Origin of the sequence: Paraburkholderia acidisoli (assembly GCF_009789675.1) — a bacterium.
Taxonomy (GTDB): domain Bacteria; phylum Pseudomonadota; class Gammaproteobacteria; order Burkholderiales; family Burkholderiaceae; genus Paraburkholderia; species Paraburkholderia acidisoli.
This window is the reverse complement of sequence record NZ_CP046916.1, coordinates 1,055,778-1,073,111: the sequence shown is the minus strand read 5'-3', so window position 1 is coordinate 1,073,111 and position 17,334 is coordinate 1,055,778. Positions and strand designations below refer to the sequence as shown.

Below are 17,334 nucleotides of genomic sequence, written 5' to 3'. Positions count from 1 at the left end.
AACCTGTCATGACCGCACCCGCGTTTCCCGAACTCGACGATTTGCGCGTGTTCTGCGCCGTTGCGCGCGAGGCGAGTTTCAGCGCGGCCGCGCAGGCGATGGCGGTGTCGCCCGCCTATGTGAGCAAGCGCGTGGGCGTGCTCGAAACGCGGCTCGGCGCGCGGCTGCTGCATCGCTCGACACGGCGCGTGACGCTCACCAGCGCCGGGCAGCGCGTGCTCGCATGGGCCGACAGGATACTCGGCGACGTGGGCGAGATGGTCGACGACGTCGCGAGCACGGGCCGCGTCGCGCGCGGCACGCTGCGTATCTCGAGCAGCTTCGGCTTCGGGCGCCAGTACGTCGCGCCCGCGCTGGCGGCGCTGTCCGACCGCTATCCGCAACTGACCGTGCGGCTCGATCTGTTCGATCGCGTGGTCGACGTGGCCGCGGAGGGCTTCGATCTCGACGTGCGCATCGGCGACGAGATCGCCGCGCATCTCATCGCGAAGCAACTGGCGGCGAACCATCGCGTGCTGTGCGCGTCGCCCGCCTATCTCGCGCGGCATGGCGCGCCGCGCACGGTGGCCGATCTCGCGTCGCATGCGTGCCTCGCCATCAAGGAGCGCGACCGGCCGTTCGGCGCGTGGAAGCTCGACGTGAACGGCGAAACGCAGTGCGTGAAGGTGACGGGACCGCTTTCGACCAATCATGGCGAGGCCGCCGTGCAATGGGCGCTGGCGGGGCGCGGCATCGTGCTGCGCTCGGTGTGGGACGTGCAGCCATTACTGGAAAGCGGGCAACTGCGGCGCGTGCTGCCCGAGGCCACGCAGCCAGCGAACGTCTGGGCGGTGTATCCGGAGCGGCTCGCGCAGTCGGCGAAAGTCAAGGTGTGCGTGGAGTGGCTGGCAGAGGCATTCGCGCCGTCGCTCAAGAAAACGGAGCAAGGAGAAGCGGCATGATTCAGGAAGCGACGATCAACACCGTGCGGGCGCTGCTCGAAGCGCGCCGTGAAGGTCACAGTCTCGAAGGCGCGTTTTATACCGACGCCGCGTTATTCGACCTCGATATCGAAGCGGTCTTTTCGAACGAGTGGCTTTTCGCGTGCAATGTGGCCGAGATTCCGCGCGCGGGCGATTATGTGACCTTGCGTATCGGCGCGACGTCGGTGGTGGTGGTGCGCGGCGAGGACGGCGGCGTGGCCGCCTTCTTCAATACCTGCCGCCATCGCGGCTCGGTGCTGTGCACCGAGGCGCACGGGCACGTCAAGAAGTTCGTGTGCCCGTATCACCAGTGGGTCTACGACCTCGACGGTTCGCTGCGTCATGCGCGCCAGATGCCGGACCGTTTCGACCGGTCGGCGCATGGGCTCGGCCGCGTACCGGTGGAAACGCTGTGCGGCATGGTGTATCTCTGCCTCGGCGAGACGCCCCCTGACTTCTCTCGCTTCAAGGCGGCGGTCTCGCCGTATATCGCGCCGCATCGGCCCGAACGCACGCGGGTGGCGTGGTCGGAAACCATCGTCGAAGAGGCGAACTGGAAGCTCGTGATCGAAAACAATCGCGAGTGTTATCACTGCGCGGGCAGTCATCCGGAATTGCTGGAAACGCTGGTCGAATTCGCATTGCCCGACGACCCGCGCGGCACCCAGGATTTTCAGGCGCTCATGAGCGAGAAAACGGCGCGTTGGGAGGCGCTCGATTTACCGCACTTGCCCGCGAGCGGCGGCACGGAGTTCCGCTGCATTCGCCTGCCGCTGCGTCGCGGTGCGCTTTCGTTCACGATGGATGGGCGCGCCGCGTGCCGTAAGTTACTGGGCGAGTTTCGCGAGCCCGATCTCGGGTCGGTGCGCATGTTCCGCGTGCCCAACAACTGGAATCATTTTCTCGCCGATCACATCCTCCACTTTCGCGTGCTGCCGCTTGCGCCCAATCGCACGGCGCTCACGACCACGTGGCTCGTGCACGAAGACGCCGTGGAAGGCGTCGATTACGACATCGAGACGCTGACCGCGGTATGGCGCGCCACGAATGCGCAGGACGCGGCGCTCGTCGCGCACAACCAGGCGGGCGTGAGTTCGCGCGGGTATCGGCCGGGAACGTATGCCCCGGCGGAATTCATGCTGAATCATTTCACCGATTGGTACGCCGCGAAATTGCGCGCGTATCTCGATGCCTACGGTGACGCGTAGGGTGCTGGGAAGCGCTGAACGGCCGCGCCCATTCATACACGCGGACTAACGCTTTCACGGCATGCGCGCGCGGATGCCGGCGGGCGGCGCGACGCCGCCATGGCAGCGCCGCAAGCCCCACTATCAAACCCCGATCGATGCCCGAAACTCAGCCGTTGCCGCCATGGAACAGCGTGAGCTTGTTCGACACCGAAGTCACGCCTTGCACCGACTTCGCCACGTCCTCGGCCTTCTGGATCTGGTCGCCGCTGCGCACCGAACCGCTCAGCGTCACGGCGCCGCCGCGCGCGCGCACGAACACGCCCGAGACGTCGAAGCCATTGGTTTTGGCGAGCGCCTTGCGCACGGCGCGGCCGAGGGCGCGGTCGGCCTTGGTCGCCTTGCCCGAGGCGGCGGGCGCGGATTGCGACATCGACATATCGTTCGTGCTGGTGGCGTCGCTGGCCGTTTGCGCATACGCGCCCAGGGCAAACGCCGAAAGCGAAACGACGCACGCGGCTCGCAGCAGATTCTTCTTCATGACTCGCTCCTTGAAATGGCGATGCCGTCGAGCATCGCGCGGGTGGTGACGCCGATCATCCGTCTGTCGACTCGGCCTGTCGATGCCTACTCGCCGCCGCGATCCAGAATGCGGTAGCGGTTGAAATGGCGAATCGCGCGCGCCGTGTCGCCGAGCACTTCGTGAATGCGCGCCGCGTTGAAATGCGCATCGGCGAAATCGGGTTGTTCGTCGATGCAGCGGTTATAGGCCCCGAGCGCGCCGCGTAAATCGCCCGCGTCCTCGAGCGCCACGCCCAGGTTGAATTGCAGCAGCGGCGAGTCCGCGCCGCTCGCGAGCACCGCGCGATACACGTTCACCGCCTGCCGGCAGTGGCCTTCGTCGCAGAGCAGGTAGCCCAGATTCAAGGCGGCGTCGAGATGCCGCGGGTTGACGGCCAGCGCGCGCCGGTACGCCTCCTGCGCGGCGCGCGCGTCGCCTTCGCCTTCGTGGCGCTCGCCTTCGCGGTACGCATCGAGCGCCGCGTCCTGCTGGCGCAGCGAGCTGGCCGCCGACCAGTCGAGCACGTCGCCGGGCGCCGCGCGCGGTTCGAGGTCGAGCAGCAACTGGCCCGTTTCCGCGAGCAGCGTGGCGTCGTGCGCGCGCACGGCCACGTGATTGCCCACGGCGGTGAGCCGCGCGGCCGTGAGATCGCCCGGGCCGCCTTCGCGCAGCCAACGCCGCCGCAACGCTTCGAGCGCGCGCACGATCCGGCGCGGCGCGATGCCCGCCACGCGCAGCGAATGCGCCGTGCGCAGCATCACCACGTCGCGGTACGAAAAGCGCCGCGCGCGGCCGCCGCCCGCGGGCGTGACGAAGCCCGCCGCGATCAGCCGTTCGATCACGCCGCGCGACACGCCCAGCATGCGCTGCACGTCGCGCAGGCTGTAGCCGCCGACCGACATCACGACTTCCGCGTGCCCGTGCGCTTCACGGGCACGGCGGCGGGCGTGGCCGTGCTGCCGCTCGCGCGGCGCGCGGGCTTGCGCTGCTTCGCCGCGACGGTGGCGGCCGGCGTTTCGTCTGCGGATTGCGCCGCTTGCGCCGCGCGTGCGGTTTTCGCCGCGGCGGGCGCGGCGCGTTTGCCGCGGCCCTGCAGACTGCGGCGCAGCGCGTCGGCGAGGTCGATGATCTCGGCGCCCGCTTGCTGCGCGACGGGCGCAACGGTGATCTTCTTGCCCGCGATCTTCTGGTCGATGGCGGCGAGCACGCGCTCCTTCTCTTCGTCGTGAAAGGCAGCCGCGTCGTAGGCATCCACGCGGTATTGCTCGATGAGTTGCCCGGCGAGTGTCATTTCGGAGGCCGAAAGATCGGGCTTTTCGACGTCGAGTCCCGTCATCGCGCGAATCTCGTCGGCAAACAGCAACTGCGTGAGGATGATGCCGTCCTCGGTCGCGCGCAGTTGCACCATGTGCTGGCTGCCTTTCCACACCCATTTGGCGAGCGCGCAGGTGCCCGTTTCCAGCATCGACTTCGCCAGCAGCCAATAAGGTTTGCCGCCGCGTTTGTCCGGGCCGAGATAGTAGGGCTTGTCGAGATAGAGCGGGTCGATCGCGCTCGCGGGCAGGAACGCGATGATGTCGACGGTGTGCTGCGCGGTGGCTTCGAGGGCTTCGAGTTCGTCTTTCTCGAACACGACGTAGCGGTCCTTCTCGAACTCGTAACCCTTGACCATGTCCTCGCGCGGCACCACGGTTTGATGCTGCGGACACACATACTGCTGTTTCAGGCGCGAGCCGCAGTCCTTGTGCAGCAGATTGAAGCTCACGCCCGCGTGACTTTCCGTGGCCGTGAACACCTTCACGGGAATCGAGACGAGTCCGAACGACAACGACAGCGATGCCAGGGAACGCGCGGCCATGGAACACCTCCAGAGCGGATCGGCGGTGATGCTTGAGCAAGCAGTCAACCGCACGCGAACAGCAAGCGGCTCGCCTGAAGGCCTCTCGTGGCGCATAAAAGCGGGGCCGGATAGAGGCGGCGCCGCATGAGCAAGCGAGTGCGGCGGCGAGTGCGCACTCCTGCGCGCATGGTAGCGCGCGCGCCTGATTGGCGCATGCAACGCGCATGGTCGGCTGCTCTTCCCCGTTTTTGACGATCGCCCGCAAGCCGCTGCCAGCGCGCGATGGCGCCGATCCGTTTAGGATAGGCACGCTCAAAACGACATGAAACATCACGAGGAGGCAGGCTGATGACGAAGGATCGGCAACTCGAAGTCCCCGGCTTCGCGACGCGGCGCGCGTGGCTCAAGAGCGTGAGCGCCATGGCGGCGGTCTCGGCCATGGGCTCGCTCGCGGGCGCGAACCCCGCAAGTGCGGCGCAGCCCGCGAAGCGCGCGGCCGCCGCGGCCGCGCAGAACGACAAAGCGTGGTTCGCGTTCGTCGGCACCTATACGCCGCACGGGCTCGGCATTCATCGTTTTCGCGTGGATCGCGCCACGGGCAAGCTCGACGCGCTCGACCCGGTGCAGGGCATCGAAAACCCGAGCGCGCTCGTCATCGACAAAACCCAGCGCTTTCTGTTCAGCACCAGCGAGGTGAAGAACTACAACGGCACCACCAACGGCTCCGTGAGTTCGTACGCGATCGAGGCGGGCACGGGCGCGCTGCATCCGGTCAGCACCGTGAACTCGCAGGGCGCGGGGCCGGTGTATCTGAGCCTGCATCCGAACGGGCGCTATCTGCTGGTGGCGAACTACAACAGCGGCAGCGTCGCGGTGCTGCCCGTGGGCGAGGACGGCACGCTGCGCGACGCCGTTTCGATGCAGGCGCCGCAAGCGCCCGCCGGCGCGGGGCACGCTGCCGAGGGCGTGCCGGGCAGCTTCGCGATCAGCGACCACGACGGCCCGCACGCGCACACGATCGTGCCGTCGCCGGACGGGCGTTTCGCGATCTCGACCGACCTGGGCGTGGATCGAACCTACCTGTGGAAATTCGACGAGACTTCGGGCGCGCTCGCGCCGAACGAACCGGCGTTCGTGGCCGCTTCGGCGGGCGCGGGGCCGCGTCACGTGGCGTTCCATCCGAACGGGCGCTGGCTCTACGAAGTGACCGAGGAAGCGTCCACGCTGGTCGCCTACGGCTACGATGCGCAGCACGGCACGCTCACGCAGATGCAGTCGGTGTCCACGTTGCCGCCCGGTTATCAGGGCACGAGCTTCGCCTCGGAAATCATGCTTTCGCACGACGCCCGCTTTATCTACGTGGCGAACCGGTTGCACGACACGATCGCGCAGTTCGGCATCGGGGCGAACGGGCAGGTGCACTGGATAGGGGAAACGCCCACGGGCGGTGATTACCCGCGCGTGATTCGCTTCGATCCTTCGGGGCGCTTTTTGTATTCGCTGAATCAGCGCAGCGATCACATTGCCATTTTCTCCGCTGACAAAGCCAGCGGGAAATTGCGCTTCACGGGCAATTACGTGGCCGTGGGCAGTCCTTCGGATATCGCGTTCGCGGCGGTCTAAACGCATTGCCGCGCGTCACGAGGCGCGCGGCAATTTCGTTTTGCGCGACGCCGCTCAGGCGCTGCGACGCACTTCCGCCTGCGCCCGGCGTTGTCGCGCCGGGTTCGTCTTGCGCGCCACCGCATTGCCGCTCACGCGCGCGACCTGCGAGGCCGGCGCGATCTGCCCTTGCGTGAGCGAGCGATAGAGGTCCAGATAGCGCGCCACCGGCACGCGCCAGCTCGAATCGCGCTTCATCGCGTTGCGCTGGAGCGCGCGCCAGAGCGTGGGTTGCGCGAAGGCGCCGAGCGCGCGGCCGAGCGCATGGAACACGTCGCTCGCGTGCTCGCCCGTGAACAGGAAACCGTTCGCGCGGGTCGTGTGCGTGCCGTCTTCCGAGGCCGGGCAATCGTCGATGGTGTCGGCGAGACCGCCCACGCGCGACGCCACCGGAATCGTGCCGTAACGCATGGCGTAAAGCTGCGTGAGACCGCAGGGCTCGAAGCGGCTGCCGTGCAGCAGAATGTCGGCGCCTGCGTGCAGGCGGTGCGCGCGATCTTCGTCGTAACCGATATGCACGCCGAGCCGGCCCGGCCATTCGCGCGCGAGCCGGCGCAACGCGTTTTCGATGCGTGCGTCGCCCTGGCCGAGGATCGCGAACTGCACGCGCGGCCAGCGCGCGAGCGCGGCGGGCAGGGCTTCGCACACCACGTCGGCGAGCTTCTGTTCCGTGAGGCGGCTGCCGATCGCCACGAGCGGCGCGAACGGATCGACGTGCAGGCCGTAGCTCTGCTGCAGCGCCTTTTTGCAGGCGTGCTTGCCCGCGAGATCGTCGATACCGTAGGGCTGCGCGAGTGCGGGATCGTCGGCGGGATTCCAGGTGTCGTCGTCGATCCCGTTGATGATGCCGCTGAGCTTGCCCGTGTGCGCGGCCAGCACGCCTTCCATGCGATTGCCGAAGCGCGGCGTGAGAATCTCGCGCGCATAGCGCTCGCTCACCGTCGTCACACGGTCCGCGTAGACGATGGCCGCTTTCATGAAGCTCAGCGTTTCGTAGAACTCAATGCTCTGCGCGTCGTCCGGCGAAGCGTTCAGCAATCCTGAAGGAATGCCCGCGTACGGGGCGAGCGCAGTGGGATAGTTGCCCTGGAACGCGAGGTTGTGGATCGTGAACACGCTTTTCGCCGAGGCGCCCGCGAGCTTCATGAAGAGCGGCGTGAGCCCGGCGTGCCAGTCGTGCGCATGCACCACGCGCGGCCGCACCACGCCGCGCACGCCGGTCGCGATACGCGCAGCGGCGGCCGAGAGCGAGACGAAACGCGCGAAATTGTCGATATATTCGCGGCCCGTCGCGTCCTGATAGAGACCGCTGCCTCGGCCCGCATAGAGATGATCCATTTGCAGGAGCAGCACCGGCACGTCGGAATCGGGCATCGCGGCGCGCCACAAACGCGCGTCGCCGCCGGGCAGATCGCGGATATAGCCGAGCGGCGTGGCGGCGCGGGCGCGATCGAAGGCGCACTCGTAGCCGGGCATGAGGATGGAAACATCGGCGCCGCGTTGACGCAGTGCCGCGGAGGAAGCACTAACCATGTCCCCGAGGCCGCCGCTCTTGGCGAGCGGCGCGGCTTCGGCGGCAACCATCAGGACGTTGAGCGACAAGGGTGACTCCCCGGATGTGCAGTGTGGATCGGCGATTCGCTGGATCGCTCGATGCGGCCGCATGTGCGTAATCGAGCAATTGGAAACCCTTTAAGCAAGCTCCGTTCCAGACATGCCGCAATGCAAAAACGCCTGCCGTATGACGAATTGAAGTCCGCCTGGTAAGGCGCGGCGCGTGGCGTGATGCGCAGTGCGTAGCCTCGGGGAAATTACGCATGGTCGTTCGTGTAGCTTTGGGCGTGACGTCAGTGCAGTTTTCACCCGTTGCTCCATTCGTGTGATTCGTTTCGGTGCCTTATTCGAGGCGTAAGGTCGTCGCAGTAGCGATCGATGGTCGGCCCGGCGGTGTATCGGCAAGTGAATTCGCTGCGCCGCACGCCGCCGCGAAGGCACGGCCGTTGCGTGATTCGAGCCTCAAGCGGCGCACCCAATTGTCGCGCTGCATTGTTGTCATCGAACCCTGGTTTTAGCCGTCTCTTTCACGTCTCTATATAGACAGGAGTCAGATCATGAGCGACCTTCAAGTGACGAATGTGAGCGTCAACCCCGCCCTCCATGCGAATGCCGGTGCGGCGAGCTGGATGGGCATCTGGGGCGGCGCGGCCACGCGTCTCGCCGATCTCACGGCGCAGGCGATCCGCACGAGTCTCGACGAGCAGCGCGCGATCGCGTTGGCGGCCGCCGAAGAGCGCTCGCCGCTGGGCGTGTGGCGTTTGCAAACGAGTTATTCGCTGGCGGGCACGGCCAAGACGGTCGCGTACTTCCGCCACGCCACGGAAATCGTGCTCGACACGTTGACCGACGCCGTAGCCGACGCCGAAGGCCGCATGAATCAGAACTTCATGGCGGTGACGGGCGCGCTGGAGCAATCCGCGGCACGCGGCGAGGCCACGATCCTTACGGCGGAAGTGCCCAGCCCGGCGCAGGCGGCCGAGGGCGCGGCGCAGATCGTCGACGCGGCGGGCAAGGCGGTGTCCTCGACGGCTGCGGCGGCTTCGAAGGCGGCGGGCGCGAGCGAGTGAACTGCGTCTAACGGGCCGCTGCGTGGCGGCTGAGCGCGACGCGGGGCGACTGAGGTCGATGCGCGCGATGCGGGCCGCGAGGAGGCGGCCGGCGTTGCGGCCCGTGCACGAATCGGCGTGATGCTGGCGCTGCGATGCGCTCGAACCGTTGCGTGCGCAACGGCGAGGCGCGAGCACGGGGCGCCTGGAAGACGCTGGCGCCCATCCGGCGCTCGACCCGCATCGCGCGCTGCGCAAGGGTTCCCGCCGCGCGCAGCCTGCAAAATGCCGCCGGCGCCATGCCAGCCGGTTTCGTCGCGCAAGGCCACCGCGCCGCCGCGCGTGGGCCGCTGGGCACGAACCATGCGTCCCGGTCTCGTCCACTTGTGCCACGAGGATCCCGCATGAAAGACGAAGATCGAATCCACCCCGCATGGCTCGCCCTCGGCGCGCTCGCGGTGGGCGCCGTGCTGGTCAAGAAGTCTGGTGCGTTCGCGGGCGGCCCGCGCGGTAATCGCCGGGTCCCGGAGCCGTTGAAGCCCGTCGATCTCGACCGGTATGCGGGCCGCTGGTTCGAATTCGCGCGCTACGACAATCGCTTCGAACGCGGCTGCGAAGGCGTGATGGCGCAATACGCCAAGCGTGGCGACGGTCTGATCGACGTGCTGAATCTGTGCCGCGAAGGCTCGGCGAGCGGGCCGATCCGCGCGGCGCGCGGGCGCGCGAAGGTCGTGGCCGGTAGCGGCAACGCCAAGCTCAAGGTGTCGTTTTTTGGCCCGTTTTACGTGGGCCATTACTGGGTGCTCGATCACGCCGACGACTACCGCTGGTCGATCGTCGGCGAACCCTCGGGGCGTTTTCTGTGGATCCTGACGCGCGACGCGGAACCGGATGCGAGAACCGCCAAGGAGCTCGTCGGGCGCGCGCGCGAACTCGGCTACGACACCTCGCTGCTGCGCTTCACCGCGCAGCGCCACGAGCACGAGGCGCACGAGCGGCTCGCGTCTTGAGCACAGCCGGGCCGCAGACTTGATCGCTCCGGGATGTAGCCGGAGCGGAAAAGACACTTAAAGCAGGCGCTTAAAGCAGGCGCTTAAAGCGGCTGGGCCGGGTCCGAAGTTTCGTGCGGGTCGGCCGATACCACGCGGTTGCGGCCGCCGCGTTTCGCGCGATAGAGCGCGGAGTCGGCGAGACCGTAGGCGGTGTCGAAGTCGGTGCCGGCCTCGTTCGCGCTGATGCCGAAGCTCGCCGTGATGCAGCGATGCACCGGCGCGGGAAACACGTGCGTGGCGATGGCGACACGCATGCGGTCGGCCATCTCCAGCGCTTCGGCAAGATCGTACTTCGGCAGCACGACCGTGAATTCCTCGCCGCCCACGCGGCCGATGAACCCCTCGTCGCCCACGATCCGGCGCAGGCAGCTCACGATCCCCATGATCACGGCGTCGCCAGCGGGATGGCCGAAGTCGTCGTTGACCTTCTTGAACTCGTCGATGTCGAGCAGGATCATGACCGCGCGGCCGGCGCGCAGCGCCTTCGCCGTGCGCTCGATGACGGCGCTGCGGTTGAACACGTCGGTGAGCGCGTCGTGCGTGGCGCGATACTGGAGCTGATTCGTGAGCGCCTGCATCTCGCGCTCGGCACGATCGCTGCGGCCGATCAGCCGCCGCGTTTCGCGCATCAGCCGCTCGAAATGCCCGATCAGGTCGCCTAGCGCGGCGCGGTATTGCTCGGCGCTGCCGTGGTCGTCCGCACGCGTGGCGCGCGCCTTTTCCAGCGCGTCGCTTTCATTGCGAAACAGATCCGGTGCGTCGCTCGACGACGCGTCCGCAGGGGTGTTCGGCACCTTGCTCTCCGTGTTCAAACCGAAACGGGACAATCGGTGAACTTGATCGCCGTGAAGTCGGTTTGCAATTCTTCGCCGAACTCGAGGATGGTTTCGTCCTCGTCGTCGCGATACCAGTTGACCTGGACGCGATTGCCCGCGGCGGCGGTTTCGTTGAGCGAATCGAAGATGCTGAACAGCATCTTCGTGCTGGAGCTATTGAAATACGTCAGGGTCACGTCGACGGTGATCGCCGCGTCCGAGCAGCTTTCGAGGTAGGCATTCAGACGCTCGATGATCGGCGAATAGAATGCGGCCGCGTTCTCCGGATACGACTCGCCCCTGAGCGAAAGCAGGTTCTGGTCGAACCGGAAATCGATCTCCGGCGACGTCGCCGTGGCGGCAATGAAGAGATTTTCCATGGCTGGTTCGCGTACTTTACTCAGATGATGGTCTTGAGGCAGAAAAGGACAGTGCCGGGATCGCCGGCGCGCGGATGAAACGCGAATTCGAGCGGTGCGCTCGCGTCGCGTGCCATCGTCAGGAAGCCCAGTCCCGCGCCCTTGCTTTCCGGCGGCGTTTCCGCGCGCAGCGAGGTCTTGTAGGCCGCCTTGATTTCCTCGAGCGTCATGTTGCGCAACGGCTCGAGCTTTTCGCGCAAATCGTCCACTGCGCCCGCAGCAACCGGATTCGCGCACATCATGAGGTGACGTTCGCCTTCCGTGCTGATGCAAACGGCGCCTTCACGCACGGCGCCGCCCTTATCCAGGCCGTCGACGAGCGAGTCGGCCGAATAATGCACGATATTCTGCGAAAGTTCGATAAACGACGAAAAGAGCTTGCGGCGCGTGGGCGTACTCACACCCGCCACTTCGAGTTGCAGCTTCACCACCTCGCTCATCGCCGCGACGATGTTATGCGAGAAATAGCCCTTGTGATAGAAGATCAGGTTGCGGCGCTGTGCGAGTTCGAAGAACGCACCGTCCTGATCGATGAAATCCGACATGTTCATGGACTACCTTAAACGCGGGTGAAGAATAGCGTCACGTCGTCGCGACGCGATTGTTTGTCGGCTTCCTTGTCCGACTGACCGCCTTGCCACGCGACGAGCGCTTCGCGCAGCGCGTCACACAGGAAGGCGGGCGCTTGCGCGCGGCGTTCGAGAATCAGGTCGAGCGCGCGGCGTTTGCCGAAAGCGATTTTCTTCGGGCCGCCGATCTGGTCGATCAGCCCGTCGGTCGAGATGAACAGCAGGCTGCCGGCGGGCAGGTCGATCGTGTGCAGCGCCCATTCGTGGTCGGCGAGGCTGTCCACGTAACCCACGCCCATGCGTTCGCCCGCCACGGTCTCGAAGTGCTCCGCCTCGGGGCGCAGCACGTGCAGCGCGATGCGCGCGCCCGCGAAATGGAGTTGCTGCTTCGCGCTGTCGAACCAGAAAAAGGCGGCGTCGAGGCCGTCGTTCGATTGCGGCGACTCACCCGCGCCGTGCACCTGGCCGAGCAGGCCCTTGACGTTGCGGTTGACTGCCGCGAGCAGCGCGCTCGGGTCGCGCGGGCCCAACTGTTCGAGCGCCTGCGTGAGCGAGGCGGAGGCGAGCAGCGTCATGAACGCGCCGGGCACGCCGTGCCCCGTGCAGTCCGCCACCGCGCCGAACCAGCCGTCCGCGAACGCGGCGAAGTGATAGAAGTCGCCGCCCACCACGTCGCGCGGTTCCCACAGCAGCGCCGCGCCGGGCAACTTTTCCGCGAGCGCGTCGCGCGAGGCACGCAGCATCGCCTGCTGGATCACGCTCGCGTATTCGATGCTCTGCATCACCTGCCGATTGCGCTCGGCCTGCATTTCCGCCACCGCGCCCAGCAGTTGCAGGCCGTTGCCGATGCCCGCGAAGCGGCCTTCCTTCGTCACGATGAAGCCGTCGACGAGTGCTTTCTCGCCCACTTCCACGGTCTTGAAGGTGAGCGCTTCCAGCGTCATGTCGGCGTCGACGATGAGCGGTTCCTTGTCCATGAACGCGATGCAGCTCTTCTTGTCGTAGAGCTCGCGATGGAACGGCTTGCTCATCTGCGAAAGAAAGATGTCGCGGTTGATGAGGCCGATGGGGCGGTCGCCTTCGATCACGGCGAGGCTCACCATGTCGCGTCGCGAATAGAAGATTTCCATCACGAGCGAATTCGAATCCGCCGAATCGACGGCCGGCACTTCCTGGGAAAGATCGCCTGCGCAACGGGGGCTCTGGGGAACACCGGGGCGACGAAACTGCGCAAGCGCTGGATGCATGACGTGGCGGCACATCGTATGAGGAAACCAGCACGCTAAAGCCCTTTTGTGTCGGTTTCGTTACATGCGACGATTCAAAATGAGTCAAACGTTTGCGTGTGGCAAACAGGCTTCATGCCCTGTCTATTTACCGGCATCGCAACGCTGGACACGGCTTTGCGCGAATTCCGGCGAGTTCGAAAGCGCGCCCCGGAATCGTTACCGCTCCGGGTGAGTGAAATGCAATCGAAAGGCATTTGAAATTGTGCCGATCCGTATTAAAGAAGTCGTGAAGCCGGTAACAATGCCCGTGAAATCAATTGGATAAAACGGTCGCTTCGCCGCGATCGGGAAGTCTCGACTCGAAGCGCTGGATAAAGCGCTTTCAAAGCGCATAGGTTCGCTATCGTTAATTCGCGCCTGGCCTTTATCGGCGCGCCTTCCGGATAGCGCCCCGCTTAATCGGGCGATTCGCCAGTACTGGACGTTTGCCGCATAATGACGTCGGCGGACTTATCCCCTCCGCGCGAGCTTTTCGATTCACACGGCACCGGAGCGCGTAGCGCCCGCGGTTCTTGCCGGGCTTCCGGTCCTTCTCCTCGCCGAATTTATGCACGCGATGCAACAGACCTTGATGCGCCTGAACAGCCATGTTCCCGGCCTCGATCCCATTCTCGGCGGCGGCCTGATCGCGGGTTCCGCCTACATTCTTCAGGGGCGGCCGGGCGCGGGCAAGACCATCCTCGCCAACCAGATCGCGTTCGCGCAGGCGAAGCAGGGCGGCAAGGTGCTCTACATCACGCTGCTTGCCGAAGCGCACGACCGGCTGTTCCAGTCGCTTTCGACGCTCGGCTTCTACGACCCGGACGTGGTCGGCAAGGAAGTCTCGTATCTGAGCCTGTTCCGCACCTTGCGCGTGGAAGGACTCACGGCGCTGGTCGAACTCCTGCGCAAGGAAATGGCGCGTCAGGGCACCACCATGCTCGTGCTCGACGGCCTGCTCAACGCGCGCGAGAGCACGCACAGTTCGCTGGACGTGAAGGCGTTCGTGGCGGAGCTGCAAGGCCATGCCGCCTTCAGCGGTTGCACGGTGCTGTTCCTCACGAGCGCGCGAATCGACGAATCGAGTCCCGAGCACACCATGGTCGACGGCGTGCTGCAACTGGAAGAAGAACTGTTCGGCTCGAAGACGGTGCGGCGCCTGCGCGTGTCGAAGTCGCGCGGGAGCAAGGCGCTCGGCGGCCTGCACCACTACCGCATCAGCGACGACGGCGTGACGGTGTATCCGCGTCTCGAAGCGCTGTACGCGCATCCGCTCGGGCGCGATCACGCGCCGCTCGAGCGCGTGTCGAGCGGCTTCGAGGAACTGGACAAGCGCATCAAGGGCGGCCTGCCGGCCGTCTCGGCCACGGCCGTGGTAGGGCCGGGCGGCAGCGGCAAGACCAGTTTCGGGCTCAACTTCCTGCGCCTCGCCACACCGGACGAACCGGGGCTGCATTTCGGCTTCTACGAAACGCCCGCGCGGCTCGCGAGCAAGGCGCGCGCGCTCGGCATCGACATGGAAGCGCTCGTGGAGTCGGGCGCGTTGACGGTGATGTGGAATCCGCTCACCGAGAACGTGATCGACAGTCTCGCGTATCAGTTGCTCGACGCCGTGCAGGCACGTGGTGTGCGCAGACTCGTGATTGACGGTCTCGCGGGTTTCGAGCGCGCGGCCGTCGATCGTCAGCGCTTTCCTGAGTTTCTCGCCGCGCTCACGAACCAGCTTCGCGTGATGGACGTGACGCTGCTATGCACGTGGGAAACGAAGGAGTCCAGTTCGGTGCCCACGAGTACCACGCTACCCGAGGCGCTCAGCCTCTTCGATAACGTCATCGGCATGCAGCTTGAAGAAACGGAAGACGCGCTGTACCAGGGGATCAAGGTAATCAAGGTTCGGGACAGTGCATTCGCGCCTTCCATTACGAAGCTCACGATTCCGGACGGCGCCCTGCGATCGGGCGCAGATATCAGCGTGACGGTTGCTGATAAACCGGCGTTGCGATAGTGGCGTCGTGTTTGGCGACGCCCGCGGCAGCGCACCAGAGTGAGCCGGAATGACGACCATCGTTGTAGTCGATGATGAAACCCTGATCACGGACTTCCTCACCTTCTTCCTCGAGGACGCGGGGTATATCGTGCATGCCGCGCGCAACGGCGTGGACGCGCTCGAACTGATCGGGCGCGTGCGGCCCGACGTCGTCATCACCGACTACATGATGCCGGCCATGTCGGGGCTGGACCTCGCGCGCGCCATGAAAGCCGACGGCGCGCTCGCTCACATTCCCGTGATCCTGTCGAGCGCGGCGCAAGGCGCTTCGGCGCGCGCGCATCCGAACCTGTTCGCGGCGATCCTCGACAAACCCTATGCGGCCGCGCGGCTGCTGCAAACCCTCGTGCTCGTCATGGCCGCGGGCGCCAGGGGCCACGAAGGCGGCGAAGCCTGAGTCGACGCGCTCGACGCGCGCCGCACGCCTCCTTGCTGGGCGCAGCGTTTGCTTGGGCGTTGCCGGTTGGTATCGGCACGCCGCCGGCTTCGGGCTTCCATGCGCACACTCGACTTCAGTTCCCTGACCAGTCTGCTTTCGACCCTGCTCGGTCTCGCCGTCATCACGTTGATCGGCGTGGGTATTCGCCTGCTCGTGATGCAGACGGTGCAGCAACGGCGCGAGCGCGAGAATCGTCAGATCAACGAACGCCTGCGTACGCTGATCGCCGCATATAAAACGCTGGGCGGCTCGTTCACGGGCAACCTGGCCGTCGATCCCACGCATCTGCGCGATCTCCGGCGCGCCTCGATGGCGGTGCCGCCGCAGGCGCAGGTCGCGCTCGATGCGAAAGACGCCGTTGTCGCCACGCCCGCGCCGCCGCCCGCCGAGTCGAGCGAAGCGGCCAGCACGGATCGCGCGCGGCGCATTCGGGACGCCGTGGAAGGCGCGCTCGCCGATATCGTGCTGCTCGGCACCGAGGAGCAGGTGCGGCTCGCCGTGAAGGCCGCGCAGGAAATGACGCAGGGACGGCCGGTGCATACGGCCGCGCTGGTGGTGTCGCTGCGCACCTTCATTCGCTCGGTGCTCGATCTCGACGCGGTGCCCGGCGATCTCGCGATTCCCGAGCAAGGGCCGGCGCGGCCATCGGGTTCAGGCTCGGGCTCGGGCGCGAAGGGCAAGGACGGCGGCGGCGAGGGAAAGGGCGGCGGCGGCGGCGGATTGGGAGCGATGGGCGCGGGCGGCGGAATGGGCGGCGGCATGGGCTCGATGAGCGCGCATCATGACGACGATGACGAGGCGCACCATGGGTGAGGGCGGCGGAGACGGCGCGCCAACGTGGATTAGCACTGCGCCCCGCCATCCTCCACGCCTCATCCTGTTAACCCCTTTCCTACGATAACGTCCCGGCTTCACGCACCGCGTCGCGCGCCGCATAGTGAACGCATCCCACTCAGGAGAGTTCACGATGCGTATTTTCGTTACTGGCGCGACCGGTTTTATCGGCTCGGCGCTCGTTCCCGAACTGATCGGCGCGGGTCACGAGGTGATCGGCGTCACGCGTTCCGAAGCCGGCGCGCAAGCGCTCGCCGTCGCGGGCGCGCAGGTGTATCGCGGCACGCTCGAAGACCCCGAAGGTTTGCGCGAAGGCGCGGCGCAAGCCGATGCCGTTATCCATCTCGCGTTCGATCACGACTTCTCGCGTTTCATCGACAACTGCCAGAAAGACCAGCGCGTGATCGCGGCGCTGGGCGCGGCGCTCGCGGGCTCCGCGCGGCCGCTCGTCATCACCTCGGGCACCGGCATTGGCAGCGGCGCGCACGGCGAACCGGCGCGCGAAGACGTGTTCAACACGAGCCATCCGAACCCGCGCATCGCTTCGGAGATCGCGGCGAACGCGCTGCTCGAACAGGGCGTCAACGTGTCCGTGGTGCGCCTGCCGCAAGTCCACAATCCGTATCGGCAAGGGCTGATTTCTCCGCTGGTCGAGATCGCGCGCGAGAAGGGCAAGGTCGCCTACGTGGGCGAAGGCGCGAACCGCTGGCCCGCCGGCCACTTGTCCGACGTGGTGCGCGTGTACCGGCTCGCGATCGAAAAGGGCGCACGCGGCGCGCGCTATCACGCGGTGGGCGAGGAAGGCATCACGAGCCGCGCCATCGCCGAGTCGCTGGGCCGCGGCCTGAAGTTGCCGGTCGTGTCGATTTCCGCCGACGAAGCCGCCGCGCATTTCGGCTGGATGGGCATGTTCGCCGGTCTCGACATGCCGGCCTCGAGCGCGCAGACGCAGGCGCAACTGGGCTGGCGGCCGGGCGGCCCGACGTTGCTCGACGATCTCGCCGAGGCGAAATTCGCGTGACGTTCGCGCGATGTCCAGTCGATGCCGCGCGGCGTGCGGTATCGGCTTACGGCA

At 66.3% G+C, this 17,334-nt stretch carries 17 protein-coding genes; 9 read left to right on the top strand and 8 right to left on the bottom strand.

All coding sequences use genetic code 11. The annotated features are described in order from the left end of the window. The first annotated feature begins 8 nt into the window (after nt 1–8). On the top strand, nt 9–941 hold the full coding sequence (locus FAZ98_RS33715) for a LysR substrate-binding domain-containing protein (protein ID WP_158958299.1): 933 nt from the start codon (nt 9–11) through the stop codon (nt 939–941). Continuing rightward, entirely contained in the window at nt 938–2,170 is a 1,233-nt protein-coding gene (locus tag FAZ98_RS33710; RefSeq protein ID WP_158958297.1) for an aromatic ring-hydroxylating oxygenase subunit alpha, read from the top strand. Before FAZ98_RS33715 ends, FAZ98_RS33710 begins: the two co-directional genes overlap by 4 nt. A 148-nt stretch (nt 2,171–2,318) precedes the next feature. Here the strand turns inward: FAZ98_RS33710 and FAZ98_RS33705 are convergent, their stop codons facing one another. From FAZ98_RS33705 to ku, 3 genes are all read right to left on the bottom strand, one after another. Beyond that, nucleotides 2,319–2,690: a BON domain-containing protein gene (locus FAZ98_RS33705; RefSeq protein WP_158958295.1), complete on the bottom strand. Its 372-nt coding sequence runs from the start codon at nt 2,688–2,690 to the stop codon at nt 2,319–2,321. Between the two features lie 86 nt (nt 2,691–2,776). Continuing rightward, nucleotides 2,777–3,613 (bottom strand): tetratricopeptide repeat protein, encoded by an 837-nt coding sequence (locus tag FAZ98_RS33700; RefSeq protein ID WP_158958735.1) that lies wholly within the window; start codon nt 3,611–3,613, stop codon nt 2,777–2,779. Then, complete coding sequence (gene ku, locus FAZ98_RS33695; protein WP_158958293.1) at nt 3,613–4,569, bottom strand: non-homologous end joining protein Ku; 957 nt, start codon at nt 4,567–4,569, stop codon at nt 3,613–3,615. The genes FAZ98_RS33700 and ku overlap by 1 nt, the downstream gene beginning before the upstream one ends. A gap of 330 nt (nt 4,570–4,899) precedes the next feature. On the opposite strand from ku, the gene FAZ98_RS33690 reads away from it, so the two are divergent. Next, complete coding sequence (locus FAZ98_RS33690) at nt 4,900–6,174, top strand: lactonase family protein (protein WP_199272469.1); 1,275 nt, start codon at nt 4,900–4,902, stop codon at nt 6,172–6,174. A gap of 54 nt (nt 6,175–6,228) precedes the next feature. Here FAZ98_RS33690 and glgA read toward each other — a convergent pair whose 3' ends face one another. Beyond that, nucleotides 6,229–7,815, bottom strand: a complete 1,587-nt coding sequence (gene glgA / locus FAZ98_RS33685) for a glycogen synthase GlgA (RefSeq protein WP_158958291.1) — start codon at nt 7,813–7,815, stop codon at nt 6,229–6,231. A gap of 509 nt (nt 7,816–8,324) precedes the next feature. Between glgA and phaP the strand changes: the two genes are divergently transcribed. Both phaP and FAZ98_RS33675 read left to right on the top strand, forming a co-directional pair. Further along, entirely contained in the window at nt 8,325–8,837 is a 513-nt protein-coding gene (gene phaP, locus FAZ98_RS33680) for a TIGR01841 family phasin (protein ID WP_158958289.1), read from the top strand. Nucleotides 8,838–9,220: 383 nt separating this feature from the next. Next, nucleotides 9,221–9,826, top strand: a complete 606-nt coding sequence (locus FAZ98_RS33675; protein ID WP_158958287.1) for a lipocalin family protein — start codon at nt 9,221–9,223, stop codon at nt 9,824–9,826. 83 nt (nt 9,827–9,909) lie between these two features. Here the strand turns inward: FAZ98_RS33675 and FAZ98_RS33670 are convergent, their stop codons facing one another. From FAZ98_RS33670 to FAZ98_RS33655, 4 genes are read right to left on the bottom strand one after another with little or no spacing between them, the layout of a single operon-like run. Then, nucleotides 9,910–10,662, bottom strand: coding sequence for a GGDEF domain-containing protein (locus tag FAZ98_RS33670; RefSeq protein ID WP_158958285.1), 753 nt, complete (start codon nt 10,660–10,662; stop codon nt 9,910–9,912). 14 nt (nt 10,663–10,676) lie between these two features. Continuing rightward, nucleotides 10,677–11,063, bottom strand: a complete 387-nt coding sequence (locus FAZ98_RS33665) for a DUF1987 domain-containing protein (RefSeq protein ID WP_158958283.1) — start codon at nt 11,061–11,063, stop codon at nt 10,677–10,679. A 20-nt stretch (nt 11,064–11,083) separates the two neighbouring features. Then, complete coding sequence (locus FAZ98_RS33660) at nt 11,084–11,647, bottom strand: SiaB family protein kinase (RefSeq protein WP_158958281.1); 564 nt, start codon at nt 11,645–11,647, stop codon at nt 11,084–11,086. A gap of 14 nt (nt 11,648–11,661) precedes the next feature. Beyond that, nucleotides 11,662–12,918 (bottom strand): SpoIIE family protein phosphatase, encoded by a 1,257-nt coding sequence (locus FAZ98_RS33655; protein ID WP_158958279.1) that lies wholly within the window; start codon nt 12,916–12,918, stop codon nt 11,662–11,664. 598 nt (nt 12,919–13,516) lie between these two features. Here FAZ98_RS33655 and FAZ98_RS33650 point away from each other — a divergent pair. The 4 genes from FAZ98_RS33650 (at nt 13,517) to FAZ98_RS33635 (ending at nt 17,280) form a co-directional block, all read left to right on the top strand. Further along, nucleotides 13,517–14,944, top strand: a complete 1,428-nt coding sequence (locus FAZ98_RS33650) for an RAD55 family ATPase (RefSeq protein ID WP_158958277.1) — start codon at nt 13,517–13,519, stop codon at nt 14,942–14,944. A gap of 49 nt (nt 14,945–14,993) precedes the next feature. Next, entirely contained in the window at nt 14,994–15,383 is a 390-nt protein-coding gene (locus FAZ98_RS33645; protein ID WP_158958275.1) for a response regulator, read from the top strand. Nucleotides 15,384–15,482: 99 nt separating this feature from the next. After that, nucleotides 15,483–16,238, top strand: coding sequence for a hypothetical protein (locus FAZ98_RS33640; protein WP_158958273.1), 756 nt, complete (start codon nt 15,483–15,485; stop codon nt 16,236–16,238). A gap of 154 nt (nt 16,239–16,392) precedes the next feature. Beyond that, the gene (locus FAZ98_RS33635) at nt 16,393–17,280 is read left to right on the top strand and encodes an SDR family oxidoreductase (protein ID WP_158958271.1); all 888 of its coding nucleotides are present in this window, start codon (nt 16,393–16,395) and stop codon (nt 17,278–17,280) included. Nucleotides 17,281–17,334: the final 54 nt, after the last annotated feature.

Coding starts and splice junctions, on each gene's coding strand:
- FAZ98_RS33715 (WP_158958299.1), top strand. CDS start 9: ATGACCGCACCCGCGTTTCCCGAACTCGACGATTTGCGCGTGTTCTGC.
- FAZ98_RS33710 (WP_158958297.1), top strand. CDS start 938: ATGATTCAGGAAGCGACGATCAACACCGTGCGGGCGCTGCTCGAAGCG.
- FAZ98_RS33705 (WP_158958295.1), bottom strand. CDS start 2,690: ATGAAGAAGAATCTGCTGCGAGCCGCGTGCGTCGTTTCGCTTTCGGCG.
- FAZ98_RS33700 (WP_158958735.1), bottom strand. CDS start 3,613: ATGTCGGTCGGCGGCTACAGCCTGCGCGACGTGCAGCGCATGCTGGGC.
- ku (WP_158958293.1), bottom strand. CDS start 4,569: ATGGCCGCGCGTTCCCTGGCATCGCTGTCGTTGTCGTTCGGACTCGTC.
- FAZ98_RS33690 (WP_199272469.1), top strand. CDS start 4,900: ATGACGAAGGATCGGCAACTCGAAGTCCCCGGCTTCGCGACGCGGCGC.
- phaP (WP_158958289.1), top strand. CDS start 8,325: ATGAGCGACCTTCAAGTGACGAATGTGAGCGTCAACCCCGCCCTCCAT.
- FAZ98_RS33675 (WP_158958287.1), top strand. CDS start 9,221: ATGAAAGACGAAGATCGAATCCACCCCGCATGGCTCGCCCTCGGCGCG.
- FAZ98_RS33665 (WP_158958283.1), bottom strand. CDS start 11,063: ATGGAAAATCTCTTCATTGCCGCCACGGCGACGTCGCCGGAGATCGAT.
- FAZ98_RS33660 (WP_158958281.1), bottom strand. CDS start 11,647: ATGTCGGATTTCATCGATCAGGACGGTGCGTTCTTCGAACTCGCACAG.
- FAZ98_RS33655 (WP_158958279.1), bottom strand. CDS start 12,918: ATGCATCCAGCGCTTGCGCAGTTTCGTCGCCCCGGTGTTCCCCAGAGC.
- FAZ98_RS33650 (WP_158958277.1), top strand. CDS start 13,517: ATGCAACAGACCTTGATGCGCCTGAACAGCCATGTTCCCGGCCTCGAT.
- FAZ98_RS33645 (WP_158958275.1), top strand. CDS start 14,994: ATGACGACCATCGTTGTAGTCGATGATGAAACCCTGATCACGGACTTC.
- FAZ98_RS33640 (WP_158958273.1), top strand. CDS start 15,483: ATGCGCACACTCGACTTCAGTTCCCTGACCAGTCTGCTTTCGACCCTG.
- FAZ98_RS33635 (WP_158958271.1), top strand. CDS start 16,393: ATGCGTATTTTCGTTACTGGCGCGACCGGTTTTATCGGCTCGGCGCTC.